General features: G+C 42.3%; 18 protein-coding genes. 12 read left to right on the top strand and 6 right to left on the bottom strand.

From position 1 onward, the window contains the following. Positions 1-82: 82 nt before the first annotated feature. From hisD to J2X69_RS14405, 5 genes are all read left to right on the top strand, one after another. Positions 83-1,378, top strand: coding sequence for a histidinol dehydrogenase (gene hisD, locus J2X69_RS14385; RefSeq protein ID WP_310104553.1), 1,296 nt, complete (start codon positions 83-85; stop codon positions 1,376-1,378). After that, positions 1,375-2,442 carry a histidinol-phosphate transaminase gene (gene hisC / locus J2X69_RS14390; RefSeq protein WP_310104556.1) on the top strand — a complete coding sequence of 356 codons (1,068 nt, stop codon included), beginning with the start codon at positions 1,375-1,377 and terminating at the stop codon, positions 2,440-2,442. Before hisD ends, hisC begins: the two co-directional genes overlap by 4 nt. A gap of 3 nt (positions 2,443-2,445) precedes the next feature. Continuing rightward, entirely contained in the window at positions 2,446-3,543 is a 1,098-nt protein-coding gene (hisB, locus tag J2X69_RS14395; protein ID WP_310104557.1) for a bifunctional histidinol-phosphatase/imidazoleglycerol-phosphate dehydratase HisB, read from the top strand. A 120-nt stretch (positions 3,544-3,663) separates the two neighbouring features. Next, positions 3,664-4,464 carry a tetratricopeptide repeat protein gene (locus J2X69_RS14400; RefSeq protein WP_310104559.1) on the top strand — a complete coding sequence of 267 codons (801 nt, stop codon included), beginning with the start codon at positions 3,664-3,666 and terminating at the stop codon, positions 4,462-4,464. 279 nt (positions 4,465-4,743) lie between these two features. After that, complete coding sequence (locus J2X69_RS14405) at positions 4,744-5,499, top strand: polyprenol monophosphomannose synthase (RefSeq protein ID WP_310104561.1); 756 nt, start codon at positions 4,744-4,746, stop codon at positions 5,497-5,499. Here J2X69_RS14405 and J2X69_RS14410 read toward each other — a convergent pair. Further along, entirely contained in the window at positions 5,474-6,691 is a 1,218-nt protein-coding gene (locus J2X69_RS14410) for an FtsX-like permease family protein (RefSeq protein WP_310104564.1), read from the bottom strand. The two genes, J2X69_RS14405 and J2X69_RS14410, sit on opposite strands and share 26 nt — an antisense overlap. A 39-nt stretch (positions 6,692-6,730) precedes the next feature. On the opposite strand from J2X69_RS14410, the gene J2X69_RS14415 reads away from it, so the two are divergent. The 7 genes from J2X69_RS14415 to J2X69_RS14445 all read left to right on the top strand — a co-directional run bounded on the left by J2X69_RS14415 (position 6,731) and on the right by J2X69_RS14445 (position 14,204). Next, the gene (locus J2X69_RS14415; protein ID WP_310104566.1) at positions 6,731-7,918 is read left to right on the top strand and encodes a DUF1343 domain-containing protein; all 1,188 of its coding nucleotides are present in this window, start codon (positions 6,731-6,733) and stop codon (positions 7,916-7,918) included. Positions 7,919-7,959: 41 nt separating this feature from the next. Beyond that, a complete protein-coding gene (gene fmt / locus J2X69_RS14420; protein ID WP_310104569.1) occupies positions 7,960-8,886 on the top strand; it encodes a methionyl-tRNA formyltransferase in 927 nt (308 codons plus the stop codon). Between the two features lie 210 nt (positions 8,887-9,096). After that, positions 9,097-10,023, top strand: coding sequence for a DUF4412 domain-containing protein (locus J2X69_RS14425; RefSeq protein WP_310104572.1), 927 nt, complete (start codon positions 9,097-9,099; stop codon positions 10,021-10,023). A 64-nt stretch (positions 10,024-10,087) separates the two neighbouring features. Beyond that, entirely contained in the window at positions 10,088-10,588 is a 501-nt protein-coding gene (locus J2X69_RS14430; RefSeq protein WP_310104575.1) for a dihydrofolate reductase, read from the top strand. 1 nt (position 10,589) lies between these two features. Beyond that, positions 10,590-11,375: an SDR family oxidoreductase gene (locus tag J2X69_RS14435; RefSeq protein WP_310104578.1), complete on the top strand. Its 786-nt coding sequence runs from the start codon at positions 10,590-10,592 to the stop codon at positions 11,373-11,375. A 196-nt stretch (positions 11,376-11,571) separates the two neighbouring features. Then, complete coding sequence (locus J2X69_RS14440) at positions 11,572-12,822, top strand: competence/damage-inducible protein A (protein ID WP_310104580.1); 1,251 nt, start codon at positions 11,572-11,574, stop codon at positions 12,820-12,822. Between the two features lie 95 nt (positions 12,823-12,917). After that, positions 12,918-14,204 (top strand): dihydrolipoamide acetyltransferase family protein, encoded by a 1,287-nt coding sequence (locus tag J2X69_RS14445; protein ID WP_310104582.1) that lies wholly within the window; start codon positions 12,918-12,920, stop codon positions 14,202-14,204. A gap of 304 nt (positions 14,205-14,508) precedes the next feature. Here the strand turns inward: J2X69_RS14445 and J2X69_RS14450 are convergent, their stop codons facing one another. From J2X69_RS14450 to J2X69_RS14470, 5 genes are read right to left on the bottom strand one after another with little or no spacing between them, the layout of a single operon-like run. Further along, entirely contained in the window at positions 14,509-17,367 is a 2,859-nt protein-coding gene (locus J2X69_RS14450; protein WP_310104585.1) for an ATP-binding protein, read from the bottom strand. Beyond that, positions 17,367-18,374, bottom strand: a complete 1,008-nt coding sequence (locus tag J2X69_RS14455; protein ID WP_310104588.1) for a PDC sensor domain-containing protein — start codon at positions 18,372-18,374, stop codon at positions 17,367-17,369. Before J2X69_RS14455 ends, J2X69_RS14450 begins: the two co-directional genes overlap by 1 nt. 22 nt (positions 18,375-18,396) lie before the next feature. Continuing rightward, positions 18,397-18,636, bottom strand: a complete 240-nt coding sequence (locus tag J2X69_RS14460) for a hypothetical protein (protein ID WP_310104591.1) — start codon at positions 18,634-18,636, stop codon at positions 18,397-18,399. Next, positions 18,636-19,049, bottom strand: a complete 414-nt coding sequence (locus J2X69_RS14465; RefSeq protein WP_310104597.1) for an OsmC family protein — start codon at positions 19,047-19,049, stop codon at positions 18,636-18,638. The genes J2X69_RS14460 and J2X69_RS14465 overlap by 1 nt, the downstream gene beginning before the upstream one ends. A gap of 49 nt (positions 19,050-19,098) precedes the next feature. Next, on the bottom strand, positions 19,099-22,476 hold the full coding sequence (locus J2X69_RS14470; protein ID WP_310104600.1) for a methylmalonyl-CoA mutase family protein: 3,378 nt from the start codon (positions 22,474-22,476) through the stop codon (positions 19,099-19,101). Between the last annotated feature and the right edge of the window lie 131 nt (positions 22,477-22,607).

Raw genomic sequence — 22,607 nt, forward strand, 5'->3', positions numbered from 1 at the left:
CTACCCTAGACCGGAAATCGAATGAAATCGAGCCTGCCTGACGGTAAGCAGGTCTGGCCTTTGAAAGACTAATTATAATCATATGAAAGTCCTGGACAATCCTAGCAAGGAGACTTGGAAAAAACAGTTGGCCCGGCCAACCTTTAAAACCAAGCAAATAACTAAAATCGTAAAGCCTATTCTGCGAAAAGTGAAAAGAAATGGCGATAAAGCCCTTTTCAAATTTGCAATGGAATACGATCATGTTGAATTGGAGTCATTGTTTCCTACCGAAATAGAAATCCAGTCAGCTTCGGCGGCTATTTCCCCTGAATTGAAGGAAGCTATTCATGTGGCCAAAGCCAATATTGAACGGTTCCATATGGCCCAAGCCACTCCTGAATTAATAGATGAAGTAATGCCCGGCGTAATTTGCAGGAGAAAAAGTATCCCCATCCAGAAGGTGGGCCTGTACATTCCAGGAGGAACTGCTCCCCTTTTCAGCACGGTTTTGATGCTCGGAATCCCTGCAGTATTGGCCGGCTGCAAAGAAATTGTGCTTTGCTCCCCTCCTAACAAAGAAGGTGAAATCCATCCGGCAATCCTTTATACAGCAGGATTGGTAGGCATTACCAAAATTGTGAAAGCGGGTGGAGCACAGGCTATAGCTGCTATGACTTTTGGAACAGAGAGCGTACCGAAAGTCGACAAGATCTTTGGTCCGGGAAACCAATTTGTGACAGCGGCAAAACAAATGGCGACAAAATACGGAGTAGCAATAGACATGCCCGCAGGACCCTCTGAAGTATTGGTCTATGCGGATGATTCCGCAAACCCTGCTTTTGTAGCAGCCGATTTGCTTTCTCAAGCAGAGCATGGCGTGGACAGTCAAGTCATTTTGGTCACAGACACAGAGAAATTTACTCAGCGGGTGATCAAAGAGATCGATGAGCAGCTGGAAGAGTTGCCCAGAAAAGACATCGCAAAGAAAGCGCTGGCAAATTCAAGGGCAGTAATAATGGACAGTACAGAAGAAGCCATGGAACTGATCAACTTCTATGCACCTGAGCATCTGATCATCAGTGTGGTCGAAGAAGAAAAAGCTGTAGAGGCTGTCTATAATGCAGGCTCAGTCTTCATCGGAAACTTCACGCCTGAATCTGCCGGTGACTATGCCTCCGGTACCAATCATACCTTGCCTACCTATGGCTATGCCAGAAATTACAGCGGCGTGTCTCTTGACAGCTTTGTGAAGAAAATCACCTATCAAAAAATCAGTCCTGAAGGATTGAAAAACATAGGACCTACCATAGAAATCATGGCGGAAAACGAGCTGCTGTACGCTCATAAAAATGCCGTAACAATCAGACTCAAACATCTCAAAAAACAAAAGAAATGAAGTTTGACCTAACCCCACTACTAAGACCGCATATCGCAAACCTTCAGCCGTACACATCCGCCCGGGATGAATATACCGGCAAGGAAGGGATATTTCTGGATGCAAATGAAAATCCTTACGGATCTATCACAGATGAGGATCACAACCGCTATCCTGATCCCTATCAACTTGAGCTGAAGGAGGAAATCGCTAAAATAAAGGGAATAAAGCCCTCTCAAATATTCCTTGGAAACGGCTCTGACGAGGCAATTGATTTGCTTTTTCGGGCATTTTGCAATCCCGGTATAGACAATGTGATTCTCTTGCCTCCAACTTATGGAATGTATGAAGTAAGTGCCGGAATCAATGATGTAGAAACCAGAAAAGTCCCTTTGACCGCTGATTTCCAACTTCAGCCGGATCTCATCTTACAAGCGATAGATGAGCATACTAAAATCATATTCGTCTGCTCTCCCAACAATCCAAGTGGGAATAAAGTAAAGCGGGAGGATATTCTGAGATTACTCAGAGAATTTAATGGCCTGGTGGTCGTGGACGAAGCCTACATAGACTTTAGCGACGAACCGAGCTTTACCGACTATTTGAATGACTATGGAAATCTTCTGGTCATGCAGACCTTTTCCAAAGCTTGGGGACTTGCTTCTCTCAGACTGGGGATGGCATTTGCCGGGAAGAAAATGATCAAAATTCTGAACCGGATCAAACCTCCCTACAATATCTCAGGCTTGACTCAAAGTACTGTCCTGAACGCTATTCAAAAAGTAGATAAGGTCAATGCGATGATTGCTGATATACTTCAAGAGCGTGAATACTTGAAGGAGGAAATGGGCAAACTTGATTTTGTGGAGAAAATCCATCCTTCCCATGCGAACTTCCTTTTGGTGAAAATCCCCAATGCAGGTCATGTCTACGATGATCTCATTGAGGAAAAAATCATCGTCAGAAACAGATCGAAAGTTCAGCTTTGTGAAGAGTGTCTAAGAATCTCCGTAGGCACACGGGCAGAAAATGAATCCTTCATCCAAGCACTAAAGAAAATATATACAGAAAGCTTTAAGTTATAAACCATGAAGAAGAAAGTACTTTTTATAGATCGGGATGGAACTATCATCAAAGAACCGCCTACTGATTTTCAAGTTGATAGCCTGGAAAAATTAGAGTTTTTGCCAAAGGCAATTTCCAACCTTCGCAAAATCGCCGAGGAAACTGATTTTGAATTGGTAATGGTAACTAATCAGGATGGATTGGGCACGGATTCCTTTCCTGAAAAAACCTTTTGGCCGGCACAGTTCAAGATGCTCAAAACACTGGAACAGGAGAATATTTTCTTCAAGGAGATCCATGTGGACAAGACATTTGAAAAAGACAATGCTCCCACCAGAAAGCCGGGCACAGGTCTTCTTACCGCGTATTTTTCCGATGAATACGATCTGGCAAATTCCTATGTAATCGGGGATCGGCAGACCGATGTGAAGTTGGCGGAAAATCTTGGAGCAAAAGCTATTTTCATAGGCCAATCAGCTGAGAATACTGCTTTGGTTACCACCGACTGGGACGAGATCTATGAATTCCTGAAAATGCCGCCCCGTGCAGCAGAAGTAAGTCGAAAAACTTCTGAAACTGACATTTACATCAAACTGAATCTCGATGGAAATGGAACCTGTGACATCAAGACAGGTTTGCACTTCTTTGATCACATGCTGGAGCAGCTAGGCAAGCATGGCAGCACAGATCTTGAGATCAAGGTAAATGGCGATTTGCACATAGATGAGCACCATACGATAGAAGATACGGCACTGGCTCTTGGAGAAGCATATTTGAAGGCTTTGGGAGACAAGAAGGGAATTTACCGCTATGGTTTCCTTCTTCCTATGGATGACGTGTTGGCGCAGGTAGCAATTGATTTCGGAGGAAGGCCGTGGATGGTGTGGGATGCGGAATTCAAGCGGGAAAAAGTCGGAGATATGCCCACTGAGATGTTTTATCATTTCTTCAAATCTTTCTCTGACACTGCCAAATGCAATCTGAATATCAAAGCAGAAGGTGACAATGAGCACCATAAGATTGAGGCTATTTTCAAAGCATTGGCAAGAGCTATTAAGATGGCAGTGATGCGTGATCCCAGAAATATCAACCAACTTCCCAGTACCAAGGGAGTACTTTAATAGTCAGCAGATTACAGGAAAATCTCTCCGTGAGGGAGATAATTCCTAAAATTTCGTAGGGATTAGGAAAATTTCGTAAGAAATATTTTTCCTAATCCTTATTTTTTTGTTCATTTAGTCATGAAACGACTTTTACGTATCCTGACTATGCTTTTATTAGTATATATAAGTAGCTCATGTTCAAGTAGCATTCAAGACATTGAACAGCTATTTAAGAATGAGAAATATGAAGATGCCATCTCTAGTTTAAACCAATACCTATTCTTTCATGTAACAGACGTGAAGGCACTGCACATACGCGCAAGATGCCATGAGGAACTTGGAGAAATCGAAAAATCAAAAGCTGATTATGAGCGAATCATCGCCATTGATAGCAAATATGCACAGGCTTACGTGGGTCTGGGCAAGTTACTGTTCGAGCAAAAAGATTATAAGAATGCCGAGCTGAAGCTCCTTCGCGCTGCGACACTTGGAGCAGATGATTTTGATTTTATTTACCTACTCGGACGCACTATGATCATGACTGAGAATTATAGTAAAGCCGAAGAATTTCTAAGAAAAGCTTCTGAATTAAAGCCTGATTATGCAAAAGCCTACTTCTATACCGGAATGGCTCTTGCCTATCAGGGAGATGCATTGGGCTGTGCTGCTTTATTCAATATTTATGTAAAGCATGAACCGGACAATATAATCGGAAGATACAATCGCGGATTTGCTTACATGAATGCAGGATATTTGGAATGGGCCATAGAGGATTTTGATGAGGTACTCAAGCATAACCCCAATCACTTGGAGGCTATGGCTCACAAAGGGCTATGCTTGACTTCTATGGGTGATTCAGAAGGTTGTATCCTCATCCAAAATGCTGCTAAAAAAGGAAGTAATTATGCCAAATCCCGACTGGAATTTTGTGCTTCCTGAGATAAATGGCTGTACCAAAAACACTTCTTCATTAACCCAACTTTGCACTTTTTCAGCATATTTTTCCCAATCCCGGCTTTCAAGTTTTAATGTATTTCAGATAGCATCTGATTTTCTTCCGCAGAGGTAGAATCATAAGCTCCTACCGAGAAATAACTGACAATAGCTAGGTGCTGCTTCATTGTTTGTTTTTTGCGTAAATCTAAACTTTAACCAAAATTTATACGGTCTGTCCTTCTAAAATCGGTCTTTAAGCTTACTTTTGGCCTTTGCTTGACTATGGACCATAAAAAACTCGTCATTATCCCCACTTTCAATGAGAAAGAAAACATCCTGGAGATGATTCAATCGATCATGGATCTTGTAGGTGGATTTGAACTTTTGGTGATTGATGATGGAAGTCCGGACGGTACAGGGAATTTAGTAAAAAGCAAGAAATCAGACTTCCCTGACCGACTTCACCTAATCGAGCGGGAAGGTAAGCTAGGACTGGGTACGGCATACATTACCGGTTTTAAATGGGCCCTGGAGAGGGGTTACGATTATATATTCGAAATGGATGCCGATTTCTCCCATAATCCGGAAGACCTGATCCGCCTTTATGAAGCTTGTGCTGATAGACATTTTGACTTGGCCATCGGCTCCAGATACATCACAGGAGTGAACGTGGTAAACTGGCCCATGGGAAGAGTTCTGATGTCTTACTTTGCCAGCGTTTACGTGAAATTCATCACCGGACTACCTGTCAAGGATTCTACAGCCGGCTTCAAATGTTATCACAAATCAGTCTTGCAAGGGATTAAACTTGATGAAGTAAAGTTCGTGGGTTACGCATTTCAGATCGAGATGAAATTCACTTCCTGGAAGCTGGGATTCAAATTGGTAGAAGTTCCTATCATATTCACAGACCGCACCAAAGGAACCTCAAAAATGAGCCGGGGAATCTTCAAAGAAGCAGTATTAGGTGTGATAATGATGAAAATTAAAAGCATTTTCAATCCTTATACCCTTAATCAAAGCGGATTGATCGAATAGGATCTACCTTAGATATCACCATTACAGGTATCCACAAAATTGCCGCTGTCAGCGCAACAATTCCCAAGTTAATCAGAATGAACGCCGGCCAGTTCCAATCAATCGGCACATAGCTCATGTAATAACTTGCCGCATCCAGAGGGATCAATCTGAATTGATCTTGCAAAAAACCCAGCCCAAGTCCTATCGCATTTCCAATGGCCATGCCCCGGAGTAAGATATTGATTCCATTCCAAAAGAATATTCTTCGGATTTGTTGATTGGTAGATCCCAGCGCTTTTAGCAAACCAATCATTTGGGTACGCTCCATGATCAAAATAAAGAGAATCGCTCCCATATTGAAGATTGCCACAAAGCCGATCAATCCTATAAAGACATAGACATTATTATCCAGAAGCTTAAGCCAATCAAAAATCTCCAAGAACTTATCCTGACTGCTAATCAACTTTAAATCAAAATCCATAAGTTCCTCTATTTTTGGAGTATATGAATCCATATTTTTCAGATCGTCGATAAAAATCTCCAAACCACCGATCTGATCTTTAGTCCAGTTGTTTAGATTTCTGATTGTCTGCAATTCCCCGATGATAATCTTCTCATCAAAGTTTTCCAGATAGGTCTGAAATATCCCGACCACTTCCACTCGCCTGTATCGTGGTGGATCCTGGACAAAGTACAGTGTGATTTTATCTCCTACTTTTAGCAATAGCTTGTTGGCAATATGCTGGCTTAGCATGACTTCATTGCTGGTACCTTCGTCAGGAATGCTCAGCATTCTGCCTTCAACCACATACTTCTGGAATGCAGGCATATCAAAGTCCTGCCCCACTCCTTTCATCAAGACGCCTTCTACCTCTTCATCACCTTTGATCAATGCTGCTTTATGGGCAAATGCCTGCACCTTAGTTATAAAAGGAAGCAGTTGATATGTTTGGCTAAATTGAGAATTCAACGAGAAAGGAGCCTCTTCAAAGGCATTGCTCATGGTGAATCGCTGCACCTGATAGTGACCGGTGAACCCGTAAACTTTTTCAGAAACGGTACTTTGAAAACCGCCCAGTACCATAAACGAAATAAGCGACACAGCCAAGCCTAAGGCAAGGCTTCCTACTGCGATTTTATGGATGGTGGCAGAAAATCCCCCAGCTTTCTTAAAACTGATTCTTTTGGCGATGAAATAGGAAAGGTTCAAAGGACTGCTTTAATTTGTTCGATTAGACCGCAAAATAGCATGAAGCAAACGAAACTTACTTCCTTTATTTACTTTTTGAGCATAGCGCTGTTAATTCTCATCAATTCATCTATCACTTTGGCAAGACAAAGCACTCCCTTGCCCGGAGCTGAGCGTCCGGAACTCTACTTGGACCAGCTTCAGGGAAATAGTATAGGAATAGTCGCAAACCAAACCAGTATTTTGACCCAAAGCGACAATAAACATGTAGTGGATTATTTGTTGGAGAAAGGCATTAGAGTAAAGAAAGTATTTGTGCCCGAGCATGGATTTCGTGGTCAGGCTGATGCCGGGGAAAAAGTTGACAATACGGTGGATTCCAAAACCGGTCTTCCTATCATTTCTCTCTATGGAAATAATAAAAAACCCAAACCGGAGCAGATCCAAGATTTGGATATTCTGATTTTCGATCTGCAGGATGTCGGAGTTCGTTTTTACACCTATATCAGCACCATGCATTACCTGATGGAAGCTGCCGCGGAAAATGGGAAAAAGGTAATTATTTTCGACAGACCTAATCCAAACGGGAACTACATTGCAGGGCCGGTTTTGAAAAAGGGTTTTGAAAGCTTCGTGGGAATGCATCCCATTCCTGTAGTACACGGACTGACCGTGGGTGAGCTGGCACAAATGATCAATGGTGAAAAATGGCTGAAAGGCGGATTGCAGGCCGATTTGGAAGTCATCCCTGTGGCAGATTGGGACCATGGCAAAGCCTATAATCTTCCCATAAAACCCTCTCCCAATCTGCCAAATGATCTATCCATTAAACTTTATCCAAGTACCTGCTTTTTTGAAGGGACAATTGTTTCTCTGGGCAGAGGCACTCATTTCCCTTTTCAGGTTTATGGCTATCCGGCCCCTAAATTCGGGGACTTTACATTCACTCCTGTAAGCGTAGACGGCATGTCCAAGAATCCTCCCCATCAGGATAAAAAATGCTATGGAAGGGATCTGAGAGGAGAATCGATGGCGCACGAATTCACGCTGGAGTATCTGCTGGAAGCCTATCACAAATCAGGAAAGGACCAGGCATTTTTCAACAACTTTTTCAATACGTTGGCGGGTACTGATCAATTGAAAAAGATGATTATCGCCGGAAAATCTGAAGCAGAAATTTCTGCAAGTTGGGAGGAGGATTTGGTAAAGTATAGACTGCTTCGTGCTAAATACCTGATGTACAATTGAGTTTGGAAACTTTAAATCCTAAATTTCAAATCAACACACTAATGAATAGAGACCTTAGAATCATATACATGGGCACACCGGAATTTGCGGTGCCCGGGCTAGAACTTTTGGTAGAAAATGACTGGAATATCGTAGGTGTAATCACTGCTCCGGATAAGCCCAAAGGCCGTGGACAGAAGTTAATCCCTTCTCCCGTAAAGGAAGCCGCACTCAAGCTAGGCTTAAATATCCTCCAGCCAACCAACCTTAAGTCTTCTGAATTTCAAGAGGAACTGCGGGCGCTGAAAGCAGATTTACAAATCGTGGTAGCATTCAGAATGCTTCCCGAGTCAGTATGGAATATGCCTCCTTTGGGTACATTTAATCTTCATGCCTCACTTCTACCCAATTATCGCGGTGCCGCTCCGATCAATTGGGCGATAATCAATGGTGACAAGGAAACCGGTGTGACTACTTTCTTCCTAAAACATGAGATAGATACAGGCAGTATCATCCATCAGGAAAAAACAGCAATTCTTGAAGAAGACAACCTTGGCTCTGTCTATGAAAAATTGATGAACATAGGCGCAAAGCTGGTTCTCAAAACGGTACAGGATATTGCCGACGATAAAGTGCAGGCTCTCCCCCAGGATGAATCCAAAGCGATTCATCATGCACCCAAAATATTCAAGGAAACCTGCGAAATCGACTGGAGCAAGTCCGCAGAATCTATTCATAATTTAGTACGTGGCCTTTCTCCCTACCCTGCTGCGTGGACACGCTTTGATGGTAAAATCTGCAAAATATACCGAACCGCATTTGCTAAAGATCAGAAAACAGCCAAGGGAATCGGAGAACTGCTGACTGATGATAAGACCTATTTGAAAGTGCAGACAGGAGAAGGGGTTTTGGACATAGTGGAACTTCAGCTGGAAGGGAAAAAGCGTATGAAAGTAGACGAATTGCTTAGAGGATATAAATTTGTATGATTATCCGAAAATCCAAGATCGTAAAATTCCTGCTAGGTCGAGTTGTATCCTGCTTCGTATCTCACGGTTGTAATGATGTAACCGCGGCATGATTTACCATCACTCTCAATGAATTACATACTTTAATAAAAAAGTGGAAATATTTCTTTTTTACCCTGATTTTAAGGAACTTGTATCTATAATTTCACCCTATTTTTAAATTACCGACTCATGAATAATCTCCTCCGAAGTTCTATCCTTTTGGTTGTTGTTTCTTCCCTGTCCTTGTCTGTGGAAGCCCAAATCATGAGAAAAATCCAAAATGCTGCAAATCGGGGCGTAGAGAAAGCTCTAGAGAGAAAAGTAGAGGATGAGGCCTCCAAAATGACTGAGAGGCAGGTAGAGAAAATATTCTCTGATATGTATGGAGACAGTGAAGACAGGGCATCCGGAAGCATCGACTTCAGTAAAATCATGAAGGGCTTAGGCGAGCCGGTTGACACAGAGGATCAATATGATTTTTTTGGGCATATAGTACTGGAAATGACCAGTAGAGATAATAAAGGAAAGACGAGTGACCCCGTGCTATTTAAATCCTATCTGGCAAAATCTTCGAATTACACCGGAATGGAGCTTGTGGATCCGAAAAAACCCGAAGCAATGACCTCCATGGTTTTTGACATGAAAAATCAAGCTTCCATCGTATTTCTGGAAAATAAGGGAGAGAAATCCAGTTTTGCTTACAAAATGGATTTGGATGCCATAGATGATGCGGTCTCGGATCACTTGGATACATTATCCGTGGGTGATGTGGTGGTAAAAAAGACAGGAAAGACCAAAGATATATTAGGCTATCCCTGTGAAGAATACCACGTTAAAAATGAAGATGGAGAGGGATACTATTGGGTCACCAATAAGGCTATTGGGGGCTATTCATCATTGTGGAGCAGTAATAATCCTATGATGAGCTCAAAAGCACAGGAAAAGTATGCACAGCATTACAAGAACTTTCCGAAGGGCAATTTCATGGAGCTTACCTACAGCACAGAAGATGCAGGTACTATGGAGATGAGAGTGATCCAAATAGACGAGTCAGCTCCCAAATCACTTGCCATGGCCCAATACCCCAACATCATGAATTCAATGAAAGAAAAGTAATTCTGTACCATTTTATTTTTTCCGGTGTTCAGGCCTATTATCTTCAAGCCAAGAAGCATTTTGCATGAAGATATCACTAATAGCTGCTCTGGCTACCAACAATGTCATCGGTCGTGAAAATGACCTAGTCTGGCGATTACCCGATGATTTCAAACGTTTTAAAACGCTAACCTCCAATCATTACATACTGATGGGGCGCAAAACGTTTGAATCACTGGGCAAACCTCTGCCCAATCGGACTCACATCGTCATCACCAGAAATAAAGACTACACTGTCCCTGAAGGTCATTACGTATTCGAGAGCGTAGAGAAAGCATTTATATTTTGTCAAAAGATGGGAGTTGATCACCTCTATGTGATCGGAGGAGGAGAAATTTATCTTCAAACGTTGCCTTTGGCAGATGAATTGGTTCTTACAGAAGTAGAGGCTACTCCAGCGGGTGATACTTATTTTCCCGAGTTCAACAAAGACGACTGGAAAATTACATTCTCCGAGTTTCATCCTTCAGACGAGCGTCATCAATACGCATTCACCTACATCAATTATAAAAGAATCCGTCATTAGCATGTCCCAACAAGTAATCTGGATCACCGGTGCTTCCTCAGGAATAGGCGAAGCTTCTGCATACAAATTTGTAAATGAAGGCTATCTGGTGATCCTGTCTGCCAGAAATCGAGAAGCGTTGGAAAGGGTCAAAGCTTCAAGTTCCAATCCAGGGAATTGTAAAGTCCTATCGCTTGACTTGATAGATCAGGCTACTTTCGAAGAAAAGACTAAGGAAGCTATAGCAGCTTTTGGACATATTGATCTCATGCTCCACAATGGAGGAATCAGTCAACGCTCGCTGATCAGGGATACACCGATCGAAGTGGACCGCAAGCTGATGGAGGTGAATTTCTTTGGAACTGTGGCACTGACAAAGGCACTACTCCCCCATTTCATAAGTAGAAAATCCGGGCAATTTGGAGTGATTTCATCTTTAGTCGGGAAATTTGGCTCACCATATCGATCAAGTTACGCTGCTGCCAAACATGCGCTCCACGGTTTTTTTGAGTCCCTTAGATTAGAACACTTCAATGACCATATTGCCGTCACCATGATCTGTCCCGGATTTATCAAAACAGATGTATCCAAAAATGCATTAACGGCTGACGGGTCTCCACTCAACGAGATGGACAAAGCTCAGGAAAACGGAATGAGTGCCGGGGCTTGTGCCACAGAAATTTTCAAAGCCCTCAAACACAAAAAGGAAGAAGTATACATCGGCGGAAAAGAAACCATGGGAATTTATTTAAAACGGTTTCTCCCTACAATTTTCACTAAAATACTTCGTAAATCAGAAGTAAGATGATCTGATGAAAGTGTCACACAGTTTGTCCCGAACCTGTCCGACGATAAGTGGGCATACCGATTTTCGGGACAGGTAGTGGCCGTTGAAGAACAAATTATAAACACATGAAATCGAGCATGTCGAAAACGGCACACACTTGGATGACTATAAGCCATGCGAGATTCCATCTGTCCTTTAAAAATCAAATTATAATCAGATGAAAGTAGTCAGAGCCGAGATAATAGCCATTGGAGACGAATTGCTCTATGGACAAATAGTCGACACAAATAGTCACTGGATCAGTCAGGAACTTGATCTGATGGGTGTGAAGGTAGTACGAAAAACAACCGTAGGAGATGACAGAAAGGATATTCTGGCAGCCTTCGCTTCTGCCGAAGCCAGGGCCGATATTATTTTGATCACAGGTGGACTCGGTCCCACACAGGATGATCTCACCAAACCACTGTTGGCAGAATATTTCGATTGCCCTATAGTAGAGCATACTGCTGCGGTGGAAGCAGTCACAGAGTTTTTCAGAAAGCGTGGTAGGGAGATTACTCCCCTCAATATTCTTCAGGGACATTTGCCCGCTTGCTGCACTTACGTGCCAAATGAAGTGGGGACAGCACCGGGAATGTGGTTTGAACGCAACGGAAACTACTGGATGTCCATGCCCGGTGTACCCCATGAAATGAAAAAGTTGATGCGTAATTTTGTCCTGCCAAAACTTCCTACACTATTTTCTCTTCCCGTCATCGTACACCGAATGGTAAAAACTGTAGGAATAGGGGAAAGTTGGCTGGCAGATTTGATTAGAGATTGGGAAAATGCGCTTCCAAAAACCATTCGCTTGGCATATTTGCCTTCCTTAGGCCACGTCAAACTTCGGCTTACCGGCTTTGGAACAGATAAAACTACTATCGAAAACGCTATTCAGAAGCAAATTGACATGGTCTTGCCTAGGATAGAAAAATATGTCTATGGCTATGATTCAGAGTCTTTGGAAACGGCCATTGCCAAGCTTTTGACTACGAATAAGAAAACTGTAGCTTTGGCCGAAAGCTGTACCGGCGGCTATATTTCTCATCTGATTACCGGTATTTCCGGCAGCAGTTCGTATTTTCAGGGTGCTGTTGTACCTTACCATAACCGGTTCAAGAATGAAATTCTCCATGTGAAGAACGACACTTTGAACTCTTTTGGAGCGGTAAGTGAAGAAACTGTCCGGGAGATGGCAACAGGTGTTCGCGGATTATTTCAGGCAGATTTCGGTTTGGCCAGTAGCGGAATAGCCGGTCCGACTGGAGGAACGGCCGAAAAACCTGTGGGTACCGTTTGGATTTCCTGTGTAGGAGAGGGATTTGTTGAAACCAAAAAACTTCAGTTGACTCAAGACAGAATATTAAATATTCAATTGACGGCAGTAGCAGTTTTAAATTTGCTTCGAATTTGTATTTTAGAGAAATAACAAATAAAATTTCTATTAAAAGGTTTGGGATAGAGTTTTATAAAATTTAATTTTAAAACTTGTATATAAACCCAATAAATCATTAAATCATAACCATGGCGATTGTAGAAATGCTGATGCCCAAAATGGGCGAGAGTATCATAGAGGGTACAGTGCTAACCTGGCTGAAAAAAGAAGGGGACACTATTGAGCAAGATGAATCAGTTCTGGAGGTAGCTACGGATAAAGTAGATACTGAGGTACCTTCCACGCACGCCGGAGTTCTAAAACAGATTCTTGCCAAAGAAGGAGAAGTAATAGCTGTCGGGGCTCCAATAGCCATCATTGAGACAGCAGCTGAAAAAAATGATGTAATAAAGCCAAAAGCAGATAGCAGGAAAGAAGAACTGGTGGCAGCTGCTCCTGAAAACACAGCTACGATTTTAGCTACACCCGAAGCTACCCTGTCTGATAATTCGGGAGATGATAGATTCTATTCCCCTCTGGTGCAAAGCATAGCCAAAGAAGAAGGCATATCCAAAGCGGAACTTTCAAAGGTTCCCGGTACAGGAAAGGACTCTAGAGTAACAAAGCAGGATATGCTGAATTACCTTTCTTCTAAAACTATCGCTACCAAACAGACATCCTCGATCCCTTCTATTTCAGCCCCCAAAACGCAGGTGAGTATTTCCGGCTCGGATGAGATCATAGAAATGGACCGGATGCGTAAGATGATTGCCCAGCGCATGCTGGAGTCAAAACGTATCTCTGCCCATGTCACTTCTTTTGTGGAAGCGGATATGACTAATATTGTATTATGGCGCGAGCGAAATAAGCTTGACTACAAGGCCAAATTCGGTGAGTCGATCACTTATACCCCGTTCTTTATTGAGGCTGTGGCAAAAGCTATACGGGATTTCCCTATGATCAATATCTCTGTAGATGGAGATAGAATCATCAGAAAGAAGGACATCAATGTAGGAATGGCCGTAGCATTGCCCAATGGAAATCTGATCGTACCCATCATCCGAAATGCTGATCAGTTGAATTTGGTAGGGATTTCCAAAAAAGTGAATGAACTGGCAAATCTTGCCCGAAACAATAAATTGAACGCAGACCATCTGTCGGGAGGAACTTATACCGTTTCTAATGTAGGTTCATTTGGTAATGTAATGGGGACCCCTATTATCCCTCAGCCTCAGGTAGCTATCATGGCAGTAGGTGCTATTGTGAAAAAGCCCGCGGTGGTAGAAACTCCTACTGGTGACGTGATTGCCATACGGCATAAAATGTTTCTTTCCCATTCTTACGACCACCGGGTAGTTGATGGTTCGTTGGGAGGGAAATTTGTCAAGCGGGTTTCTGATTATCTGGAAGCATTTGATATCAATACTCCTTTATAATTTTAAAAGGCTGTCTCATAACTCATGATTGTCACATTGAGCGAAGTCGAAATGGGCTTAATTAGCGCATAAAAGGCTTCGACTTCCCGCCAAGGCGAGGCAAGCTACCAATGACGGATTTAATCTAAGTGAGCAGGTATTGGTAGTATGTCAGTTCGAGCGAAGTCGAGAACCCTTCGACTTCGCTCAGGATGACCTTAATTTGCCCCTAATTACCTTGCAGTCACTACTCTTTTGTAAATTCTAAATTTTTCTTACTCAGCCTGACAAGAAATCCTACTTATGAGACAGCCTCTTTTTTTATTCACATTTTTGATTCCTTCTTAAGGGAATACTCCTTTATTTTTTCCGCCAAGGCTACTAAGCGAATCGGCTTAGTCAGATAATCATCCATACCTGCTTCAGCCGCTTTCTTCCTATCTTCGTCGAAGACGTTGGCAGATAAGCCCACAATAAACAGCCCGCCCTTGTCTCCCATCTGCCTGATTTTCTTAGCCGCTTCCAGGCCATTCAGTACCGGCATCTGAACATCCATCAAGATGATATCAAACTCCTTCTGTCTAACCATATCTAAGGCTTCTTGCCCGTTCTTGGCTACTGCAAAATCATATCCCAGCTGCTCTAGCATCAAAGACATCAGCTGTAGGTTAAGGTCATTGTCCTCTGCCAATAAAATCCTTGCAGGATACTCTTCTGCCATACCATTCCAATTGGATCGCTTGGGCAATTCATCGGAAGGCTGTTTAGAGGTAACTTCGGGCGCATTTTTCAACAATACGGAAAACGAAAAAACAGCTCCCTGCCCAAGCTCACTGGAAATAATCAGCTCCCCTCCCATTAATTCCACAATTTTCTTCGCAATAGCCAAGCCGAGTCCTGTTCCTTGATAAGTCCTGCTGCTTGAGCTCTCCACCTGATAGAATGGGTCGGTTAATTTGGGGATCTCAGCCGCAGGAATACCGATTCCACTATCCGTGACACTGCATTTCAGAAAATTAATATCTCCGGCAATATTCTCAATTTCCAGCTCTACTGTTACCGTCCCTCCTTTTGGAGTAAATTTCACCGCATTTCCGACAAGATTGAGAATAATTTGATTGATCTTTTCTACATCTCCCTCCATCAGTTCCTTTGTTTCGGGTTCGCAGGTAGTAGTAAGAGTCACTCCTTTCTTCTGGGCTAAACCATAAAAAATTTTAACTTGCTTTTCCAACTCCTCAGCAGGAGAAAAAACAATGGAGTTAAGGACAATTTTACCAGCCTCAATTTTTGAATAATCAAGAATGTCCTTGATAATATTCAATAAGGAATTCCCTGAATTCTTGATGATTTCGAGATATTGAAGCTGCTCGGCATCCAGCTCAGTCTGATCCAGTAAGTCAATTATTCCCAAGAGTCCATTCATCGGAGTCCTTATTTCATGGCTCATATTGGCCAGAAATTCAGATTTTGCTCTACTTGCCTGATCGGCTGTATTCATCGCATCTACCAGACCTTCCTCCCAGACACGTTGGCTGGTAATGTCCTTAGTAATAGATATCATTCTAGTGGCATCCAATGGGAAGAAGCGCACTTCAAAGTATTGATTATCTTCGTCAAGACTTATTTTTAAATCTATTGTTTGGATTTGCCCTGTTTTTCTCGCCAAATCAAAAGCAAATTTTGTTTGTTCTCGCTGCTGTATTGGAACCAAATCAAACAAGGATTTCCCAACCAAAGACCGGTCTATAGATTTCAAAAATTCCTGATCCCTAGAATGAGTGTCCAGCACTATTCCATCATTATCATATGCAAATATGATATCGGGAATATTGTCAATAAGATTTTGGAGGCGCATTCCACTTTCTATCAACTCTTTTTTGCTTTGGTATTGATCGGTGATGTCGGTGCATATGCCAAGTCCTCCATTGAATTTTCCCTGCTCATCAAATATTAATTTCTCAAAAACCCTGAGCCTTACTAATGTCCCGTCCGGTTTCTGAAAATCATACTCCAAATCGATAAAGGACTTATTCTGGCTAAGCGCACTTTTCACCAAACCCTTCACATTTAAAACATCTTCATGTGTTTTTCCTTCTTTGAATGCTTCTAAAAGCTCCGATTTGGGATGGCCCAAAATCTCATCTACTTCATCACTTACTCTGGTAATTTCTCCTTTGTAATTATGAAAAAAAACAAATCCCCGAAGTTCTTTTAAAAGGATATTTTGCTGGTCAAATAACTCTGAAATTTCCTCAGCGCTTTCCTGTAGTAGCTTTTGGGACGCTAACCTACTTTGCAAAGAAAGTGTAAAAAATATCACCGTGCCTATAAGCAGAAGTACGAAGCCGGAGAATAGAAGCAGATAAGTACTATATATCCCATCCATGATTGAATTTGATTCAATCATAAATAAAAGCGCGGCATTGTCAAAGATCTCCCCAAAGTCAAAAGGATATTGTACCAAAACACCGGATCCGGAAGTTACTCCCCGTTTCCAGCCAACTTCATATATGCCAATCACTCCAATGGACGCATCGCCTTGGATCTGCTTAATAGAAACACTGTCAATTGATAATTTGGATTCACTATGTGTAAGGTCCAAGTTCTGTAACTCCTCTCCTAGCAAAAGAAGCTTACTGCCTCCTTTATTCAAGTAATAGTGGGTTACAAAATTTTTGGTAAACTGGACAGGATTTAGCCCAAAAGCAAGCTCAAAACCTTTATTGTTGCCTTCGGTAAAATACACAAAATCATTATTGCCTTTTATCGGGAAGTCACCATGATATCTATTTCGAATGAAGTCATTCCTTTCCGTTCTAGTAAGATAAATAGAAGAGTCACCAAGATTTACCCATACCGTATCTATCAGTCCCGGATAGTTGTTAAAAATCCTTCTAACTGCTTTGGTCAGATCATCCCTATAATCATCCTGATCCAAACCCGCATCTTCAAGATAGTTTATCAGATCCTTAGCATGAACTTCAAACCTATCTATTGCTATTTCAATTTCAGTAGCTGCAAGTTCAGTTTGCTTCCTTAGAAACTCGCTTCTTGACTTGGTTTCAGCATCTTTTATTGCGCTAAAAAAACTTACTCCAAGAATAATGACCAAAATCACCAGAATACTACCACTAACAATCGTTAGCCAATAATCCCTGCGATATTCAATCCTTTTTTCCATCAGGATTTAAGCTCAATTTCTATCAAATACCAGTCAAGAAACGTAAAAGGAACTGCATATGCGGCTTTAGGACTAAAATCCTCCCGGAAAAAAAACTGGTTCTCCTTGGTTAAAATTATTGCTTTGGCCATTTCTCGAACCTCATTGTTCTTACTGTTGAAAATATTAAAGTCTGATATCCGAAAATTATCAGCCAGAATGGTTTCTCTATATACATGATTTAACAATGGTGGAAAACTCAACGCTTCTATTGCGGAAGCTTTTCCCCCAACTATATCCCCTTTGTTGTTTACTATTAGAAAATCACCCTCTCTATTTTCCAAGAATCTTCCAATAAGCTCATCTACAGTAATGTCTATTCCCAACACAGCATATAGCTCTCCATCAGCTGTCACAGGATGGACCAATGAGAGAATCCAACCTCTGCCTGCGGGATCGACATAGACCTCAGGTATCCACACAGGCCCTTTCTCAGGATTGTGATCAAAATCTCCTTTGTAAAAAAAATTGAACTTAGTGAGGTCAATATTGGGATCCAAAAGGGCTTTAGCATCATAGGCGGGGAAAACCCGTGATACCTGGTCTACAGAATTATAATAGACCTGCGCCAGCATATTATACTTCTCAAATGTCTGGTGGAATAAGGAATCCATCCCATTGGTAGCCAGCACATTTTGCAAGGCTGAATCATAGTCAGGTGTGGTATTTAGAATAACCACAGAACTGAGTTTTTCTGAATTTTTGGGCAAATTGGTTGAATACCCTGCCTCAAAGCTGTATTTGTCTACGTCGGCATACTGCTTTAAACTATCTCTGTTTGCCAATAGGAATTCGAAATGATCCTTTAGCGCAATGATCTCCTCATCAAGCTGGGCAAGCTCAGATTCTATCTCAAGAATGATGGACTGATCCACCACCAAATTATGCCGGTTACTGTCTCTGGCACAGCGTCCACAAGAATTTGAGAGAATAAGTAATGGAAAAATCCAAAAGATAATAGGCTTCATAAGATTTGAGCTGATCAGGAAATTATAAATTTTCCACCTCACTACGAAATGATTCGCCCATTTCCTTAAATCTCAGTTTTACTTTATCAAAAAAAATCCCGGTCCAAAAAGTCTCTAAATCAGCTTCTGCAGAGACATCCATCTCCGGAATCTTAAAAGTCTGTTCCATCGGCCCCAATTCATACTTGATGATGTATTTGCTATTCCAGGAGAACACACTGATGCGTATGTCCTCCTGATTGAATTCTTTTACAACTCTCATTAAGCTGTTCTTACTTCTGACGAAAAGGTAATGTTAGACTTCAATGAGGAAGCTACCGAGCAATACTTCTCTACCGAAAGAGCGACTACTTTGGCGAACTCTTCCTCCTTGGCATCAGGAGAAATCAGGATGAATTTCAAGTGAATATCCGTGTAAAAAGCCGGTACCCCTTCATTTCTCTCTCCTTCCACTTCCACTATGAAATCAGATACTGTTCTACGTTTCTTCTTCATCATCAAAACCGCATCTACTGATGCACAGGATCCCAATGCCGACAGCAGCAAATCCATAGGAGACTGTGCTTTCTTGTCCTCGGGATCATACATATCAATCTGCACTATATTATTTTGTGAATTGACCGCTTCATACTCATGATCCGCTTTCATGCGAACCGTTACATTTCGTTTTGCCATTTTTCTTATCAATTTTTGAATCTTGAAATTTTTGAATCCTTCAACCCAATTACATATTTCGGCGATACTGACCCCCTACTTCATACAGTGCATGGGTAATCTGTCCAAGTGAACAATACTTTACAGCTTCCATTAGTTCCTCAAAAATATTTTCGTTGTCCACGGATACTTTTCTAAGAGCTTGCAGGTGTTTCTCCACCAAGTCCGGATTAACGGCATGCAACGTTTGAAGTGTTTGGATCTGAGCTTCCTTCTCTTCCTTCTCTGCACGTATGACTTCGCCCGGAGTCACCGTAGGTGACCCGTCCGACGATAGGAAGGTATTCACTCCGATAATAGGAAATTCACCTGTATGCTTCAGCATTTCATAATGCATACTTTCCTCTTGGATTTTGCCGCGCTGATACATGGTTTCCATCGCACCCAACACCCCGCCACGCTCAGTGATTCTGTCAAATTCCACATATACGGCCTCTTCTACCAAGTCAGTCAATTCTTCTGTAATGAAAGACCCCTGAATAGGATTTTCATTCTTTGTCAATCCCAATTCTTTATTGATAATCAGCTGAATAGCCATTGCTCTACGAACTGATGCTTCAGTAGGCGTCGTAATCGCCTCATCGTAGGCATTGGTATGCAGGGAATTGCAATTATCATAAATCGCATACAGTGCCTGAAGCGTAGTCCGGATGTCGTTGAAGTCAATTTCCTGCGCATGAAGCGAGCGTCCTGAAGTCTGTATATGGTACTTCAACATTTGCGAGCGCTCATTTGCTCCATACTTTAGCTTCATGGCTTTCGCCCAAATTCTACGGGCAACTCTTCCTATTACCGCATATTCCGGATCTATTCCATTGGAGAAAAAGAAGGAAAGATTAGGTGCAAACCGGTCGATATCCATTCCCCTGCTCACATAGTATTCCACGTAGGTAAAGCCATTGGAAAGTGTCAAAGCCAGCTGTGTAATAGGATTTGCTCCGGCTTCCGCTATATGATATCCTGAGATAGACACAGAATAGAAATTACGAATGCCCTGCTCAATGAAATACTGCTGCACATCGCCCATCAGTCTCAGAGAAAATTCAGTGGAAAAAATACAGGTATTCTGAGCTTGGTCTTCTTTCAAAATATCAGCCTGAACAGTTCCTCTTACTTTGGCGATTGTGTCGGATTTGATCTTCTGATACACTTCGGCCGGCAATACCTGATCTCCCGTGACCCCCAAAAGCATCAAACCCAGTCCATTGTTTCCCTCAGGAACTTTAGCGTTGTATTTCGGTCTCGGAAGGTTTTTCCTTTTATAAATCTGTTCTATCTTCAGATCAATTTCTCTTTCCAGTCCATTCTCCTTAATATATACCTCGCACTGCTGATCGATCGCCGCATTCATATAGAATGCCGTCATCGTAGCAGCAGGGCCATTAATAGTCATTGAAACTGAAGTCATTGGATCCACCAAATTAAAGCCTGAGTAGAGCTTCTTTGCATCATCCAGACAGCAGACATTCACGCCCGAATTACCGATTTTACCATAAATATCCGGACGATAGTCAGGATCTTCTCCATACAGTGTCACAGAGTCAAATGCCGTGGAAAGGCGCTTAGCTTCCATATCCTTGGAGACATAGTGGAAGCGCTTATTGGTACGCTCAGGCCCGCCTTCCCCTGCAAACATTCGGGTAGGGTCCTCTCCTTCTCTCTTAAATGGAAAAACTCCGGCCGTAAATGGGAACTTGCCCGGAACATTTTCCCGCAAACCCCATTTCAATAGATCTCCCCAAGCTTCATACTTAGGCAAAGAGACCTTCGGAATTCTTGTTTCGGATAGTGAAGTCGAAAAGGTCTTAATCTTAATTTCCTTATCACGTACTTTAAAAACATAAAAGTCCTCTCCATATTTAGCCGATTCAGAAGTCCATTCTTCCAGCCATTTCTTGTTTTTTGGGTCAAATCCCAATTCTACCTGAGCATACACTTCCAGGAGTTCTTTGACCAACCGATCCTTGTCCTCCACCCTTGTATTCGCTACTGCTTCTATAGACTTTGTTATGCTATAGAGCTGTTGGGCAATTTCCCGCTGCTCCTCCACCCATACATCGTAATTTCGGTTTATTTCAGAGATCTCAGAGAGGTAGCGGGTTCTGGCAGGAGGAATAATATAAATTTTCTCTGAGCTACCTGATGCCAATTCGACATCACTACGCAGTTCAGGGTGGTTTTCGGCAATCTTTGAGATCAATGTCCTATAAAGCTGATTCATGCCGGGATCATTGAACTGAGAGGCAATGGTACCAAAAACCGGAATATCCTCATCCTTGATTTCCCAAAGGTTGTGGTTACGCTTATACTGCTTCTTCACATCCCGGATTGCATCCAATGCGCCTCTTTTGTCAAACTTATTCAGTGCGATCACATCGGCAAAGTCCAGCATATCGATTTTCTCCAATTGTGAAGCAGCTCCATATTCGGGAGTCATTACATAAAGGGAAAGATCAGAATGCTCAACGATTTCCGTATCGGATTGGCCGATTCCGGATGTCTCCAAAATCACCATATCAAAGCCGGCGGCTTTCACCGTGTCTACGGCATCCTGCACATAGCGGGACAGTGCAAGATTAGACTGTCTGGTAGCCAGTGAACGCATGTACACACGTGGATGATGAATTGCATTCATCCGTATTCTATCTCCCAGCAGTGCTCCACCTGTTTTTCTCTTGGAAGGATCAACAGATATGATAGCCAGTGTTTTATCCTCGAAGTCCATTATAAACCTCCGAACCAATTCATCTACAAGGGAAGACTTGCCTGCTCCGCCGGTGCCGGTGATTCCCAATACAGGAGTTTTGCAATCCTTGCTTTGCTTTCTTACTTTCTCTAAAAGGGCCAAAGAGTTTTCAGGGAAATTCTCAAATGCGGAAATAGCTCGTGCGATATGCTCTTTATTATCCACTCCAAGAGAGAATCCTTCCGGCAATTCATCCCCAACCGCAAAATCACACTGGCTGACCAAGTCATTGATCATTCCCTGCAATCCCATAGAGCGTCCGTCATCCGGTGCATAGATTCTTGTGATCCCGTAATCATGAAGTTCTCTGATCTCCTCGGGAAGAATAGTGCCTCCGCCCCCACCAAAAATTTTTACATGTGCTGCTCCTTTCTCCCGAAGCAAATCATACATGTATTTGAAAAACTCCACATGTCCACCTTGGTAAGATGTGATCGCAATAGCCTGCACGTCTTCCTGGATAGCACAATCTACGATCTCCTGCACCGATCGATTATGCCCTAAATGTATTACTTCGCACCCGGTGGATTGAATGATACGGCGCATGATATTGATCGCTGCATCATGCCCATCAAATAGTGAAGCGGCAGTAACTATTCTAATGTGATTTTTGGGTTTATAGCTCTCAGGAATCGTAGTCATGGAGTTGAACGGGTATAGTTTTCAGTTTTTGGGTCATCGGGAGTCTTTCCTCGCTCCTATAAGCACCAGTTACAAATATAGCAATTATACAGGTGCTTCACTTTTGCTACGGAATGAATAACAAAATATAA

It is taken from the genome of Algoriphagus sp. 4150, from assembly GCF_031457395.1.
Lineage (GTDB): Bacteria > Bacteroidota > Bacteroidia > Cytophagales > Cyclobacteriaceae > Algoriphagus.

Bases quoted from the DNA above. Each gene is read 5' to 3' on its own strand.
- hisB (WP_310104557.1), top strand. From the start codon at position 2,446: ATGAAGAAGAAAGTACTTTTTATAGATCGGGATGGAACTATCATCAAA.
- J2X69_RS14465 (WP_310104597.1), bottom strand. From the start codon at position 19,049: ATGGCAAAACGAAATGTAACGGTTCGCATGAAAGCGGATCATGAGTAT.
- J2X69_RS14430 (WP_310104575.1), top strand. From the start codon at position 10,088: ATGAAGATATCACTAATAGCTGCTCTGGCTACCAACAATGTCATCGGT.
- J2X69_RS14435 (WP_310104578.1), top strand. From the start codon at position 10,590: ATGTCCCAACAAGTAATCTGGATCACCGGTGCTTCCTCAGGAATAGGC.
- J2X69_RS14405 (WP_310104561.1), top strand. From the start codon at position 4,744: ATGGACCATAAAAAACTCGTCATTATCCCCACTTTCAATGAGAAAGAA.
- J2X69_RS14425 (WP_310104572.1), top strand. From the start codon at position 9,097: ATGAATAATCTCCTCCGAAGTTCTATCCTTTTGGTTGTTGTTTCTTCC.
- J2X69_RS14460 (WP_310104591.1), bottom strand. From the start codon at position 18,636: ATGAGAGTTGTAAAAGAATTCAATCAGGAGGACATACGCATCAGTGTG.
- hisC (WP_310104556.1), top strand. From the start codon at position 1,375: ATGAAGTTTGACCTAACCCCACTACTAAGACCGCATATCGCAAACCTT.
- J2X69_RS14400 (WP_310104559.1), top strand. From the start codon at position 3,664: ATGAAACGACTTTTACGTATCCTGACTATGCTTTTATTAGTATATATA.
- fmt (WP_310104569.1), top strand. From the start codon at position 7,960: ATGAATAGAGACCTTAGAATCATATACATGGGCACACCGGAATTTGCG.
- J2X69_RS14470 (WP_310104600.1), bottom strand. From the start codon at position 22,476: ATGACTACGATTCCTGAGAGCTATAAACCCAAAAATCACATTAGAATA.
- J2X69_RS14415 (WP_310104566.1), top strand. From the start codon at position 6,731: ATGAAGCAAACGAAACTTACTTCCTTTATTTACTTTTTGAGCATAGCG.
- J2X69_RS14440 (WP_310104580.1), top strand. From the start codon at position 11,572: ATGAAAGTAGTCAGAGCCGAGATAATAGCCATTGGAGACGAATTGCTC.
- J2X69_RS14445 (WP_310104582.1), top strand. From the start codon at position 12,918: ATGGCGATTGTAGAAATGCTGATGCCCAAAATGGGCGAGAGTATCATA.
- J2X69_RS14455 (WP_310104588.1), bottom strand. From the start codon at position 18,374: ATGAAGCCTATTATCTTTTGGATTTTTCCATTACTTATTCTCTCAAAT.
- hisD (WP_310104553.1), top strand. From the start codon at position 83: ATGAAAGTCCTGGACAATCCTAGCAAGGAGACTTGGAAAAAACAGTTG.
- J2X69_RS14450 (WP_310104585.1), bottom strand. From the start codon at position 17,367: ATGGAAAAAAGGATTGAATATCGCAGGGATTATTGGCTAACGATTGTT.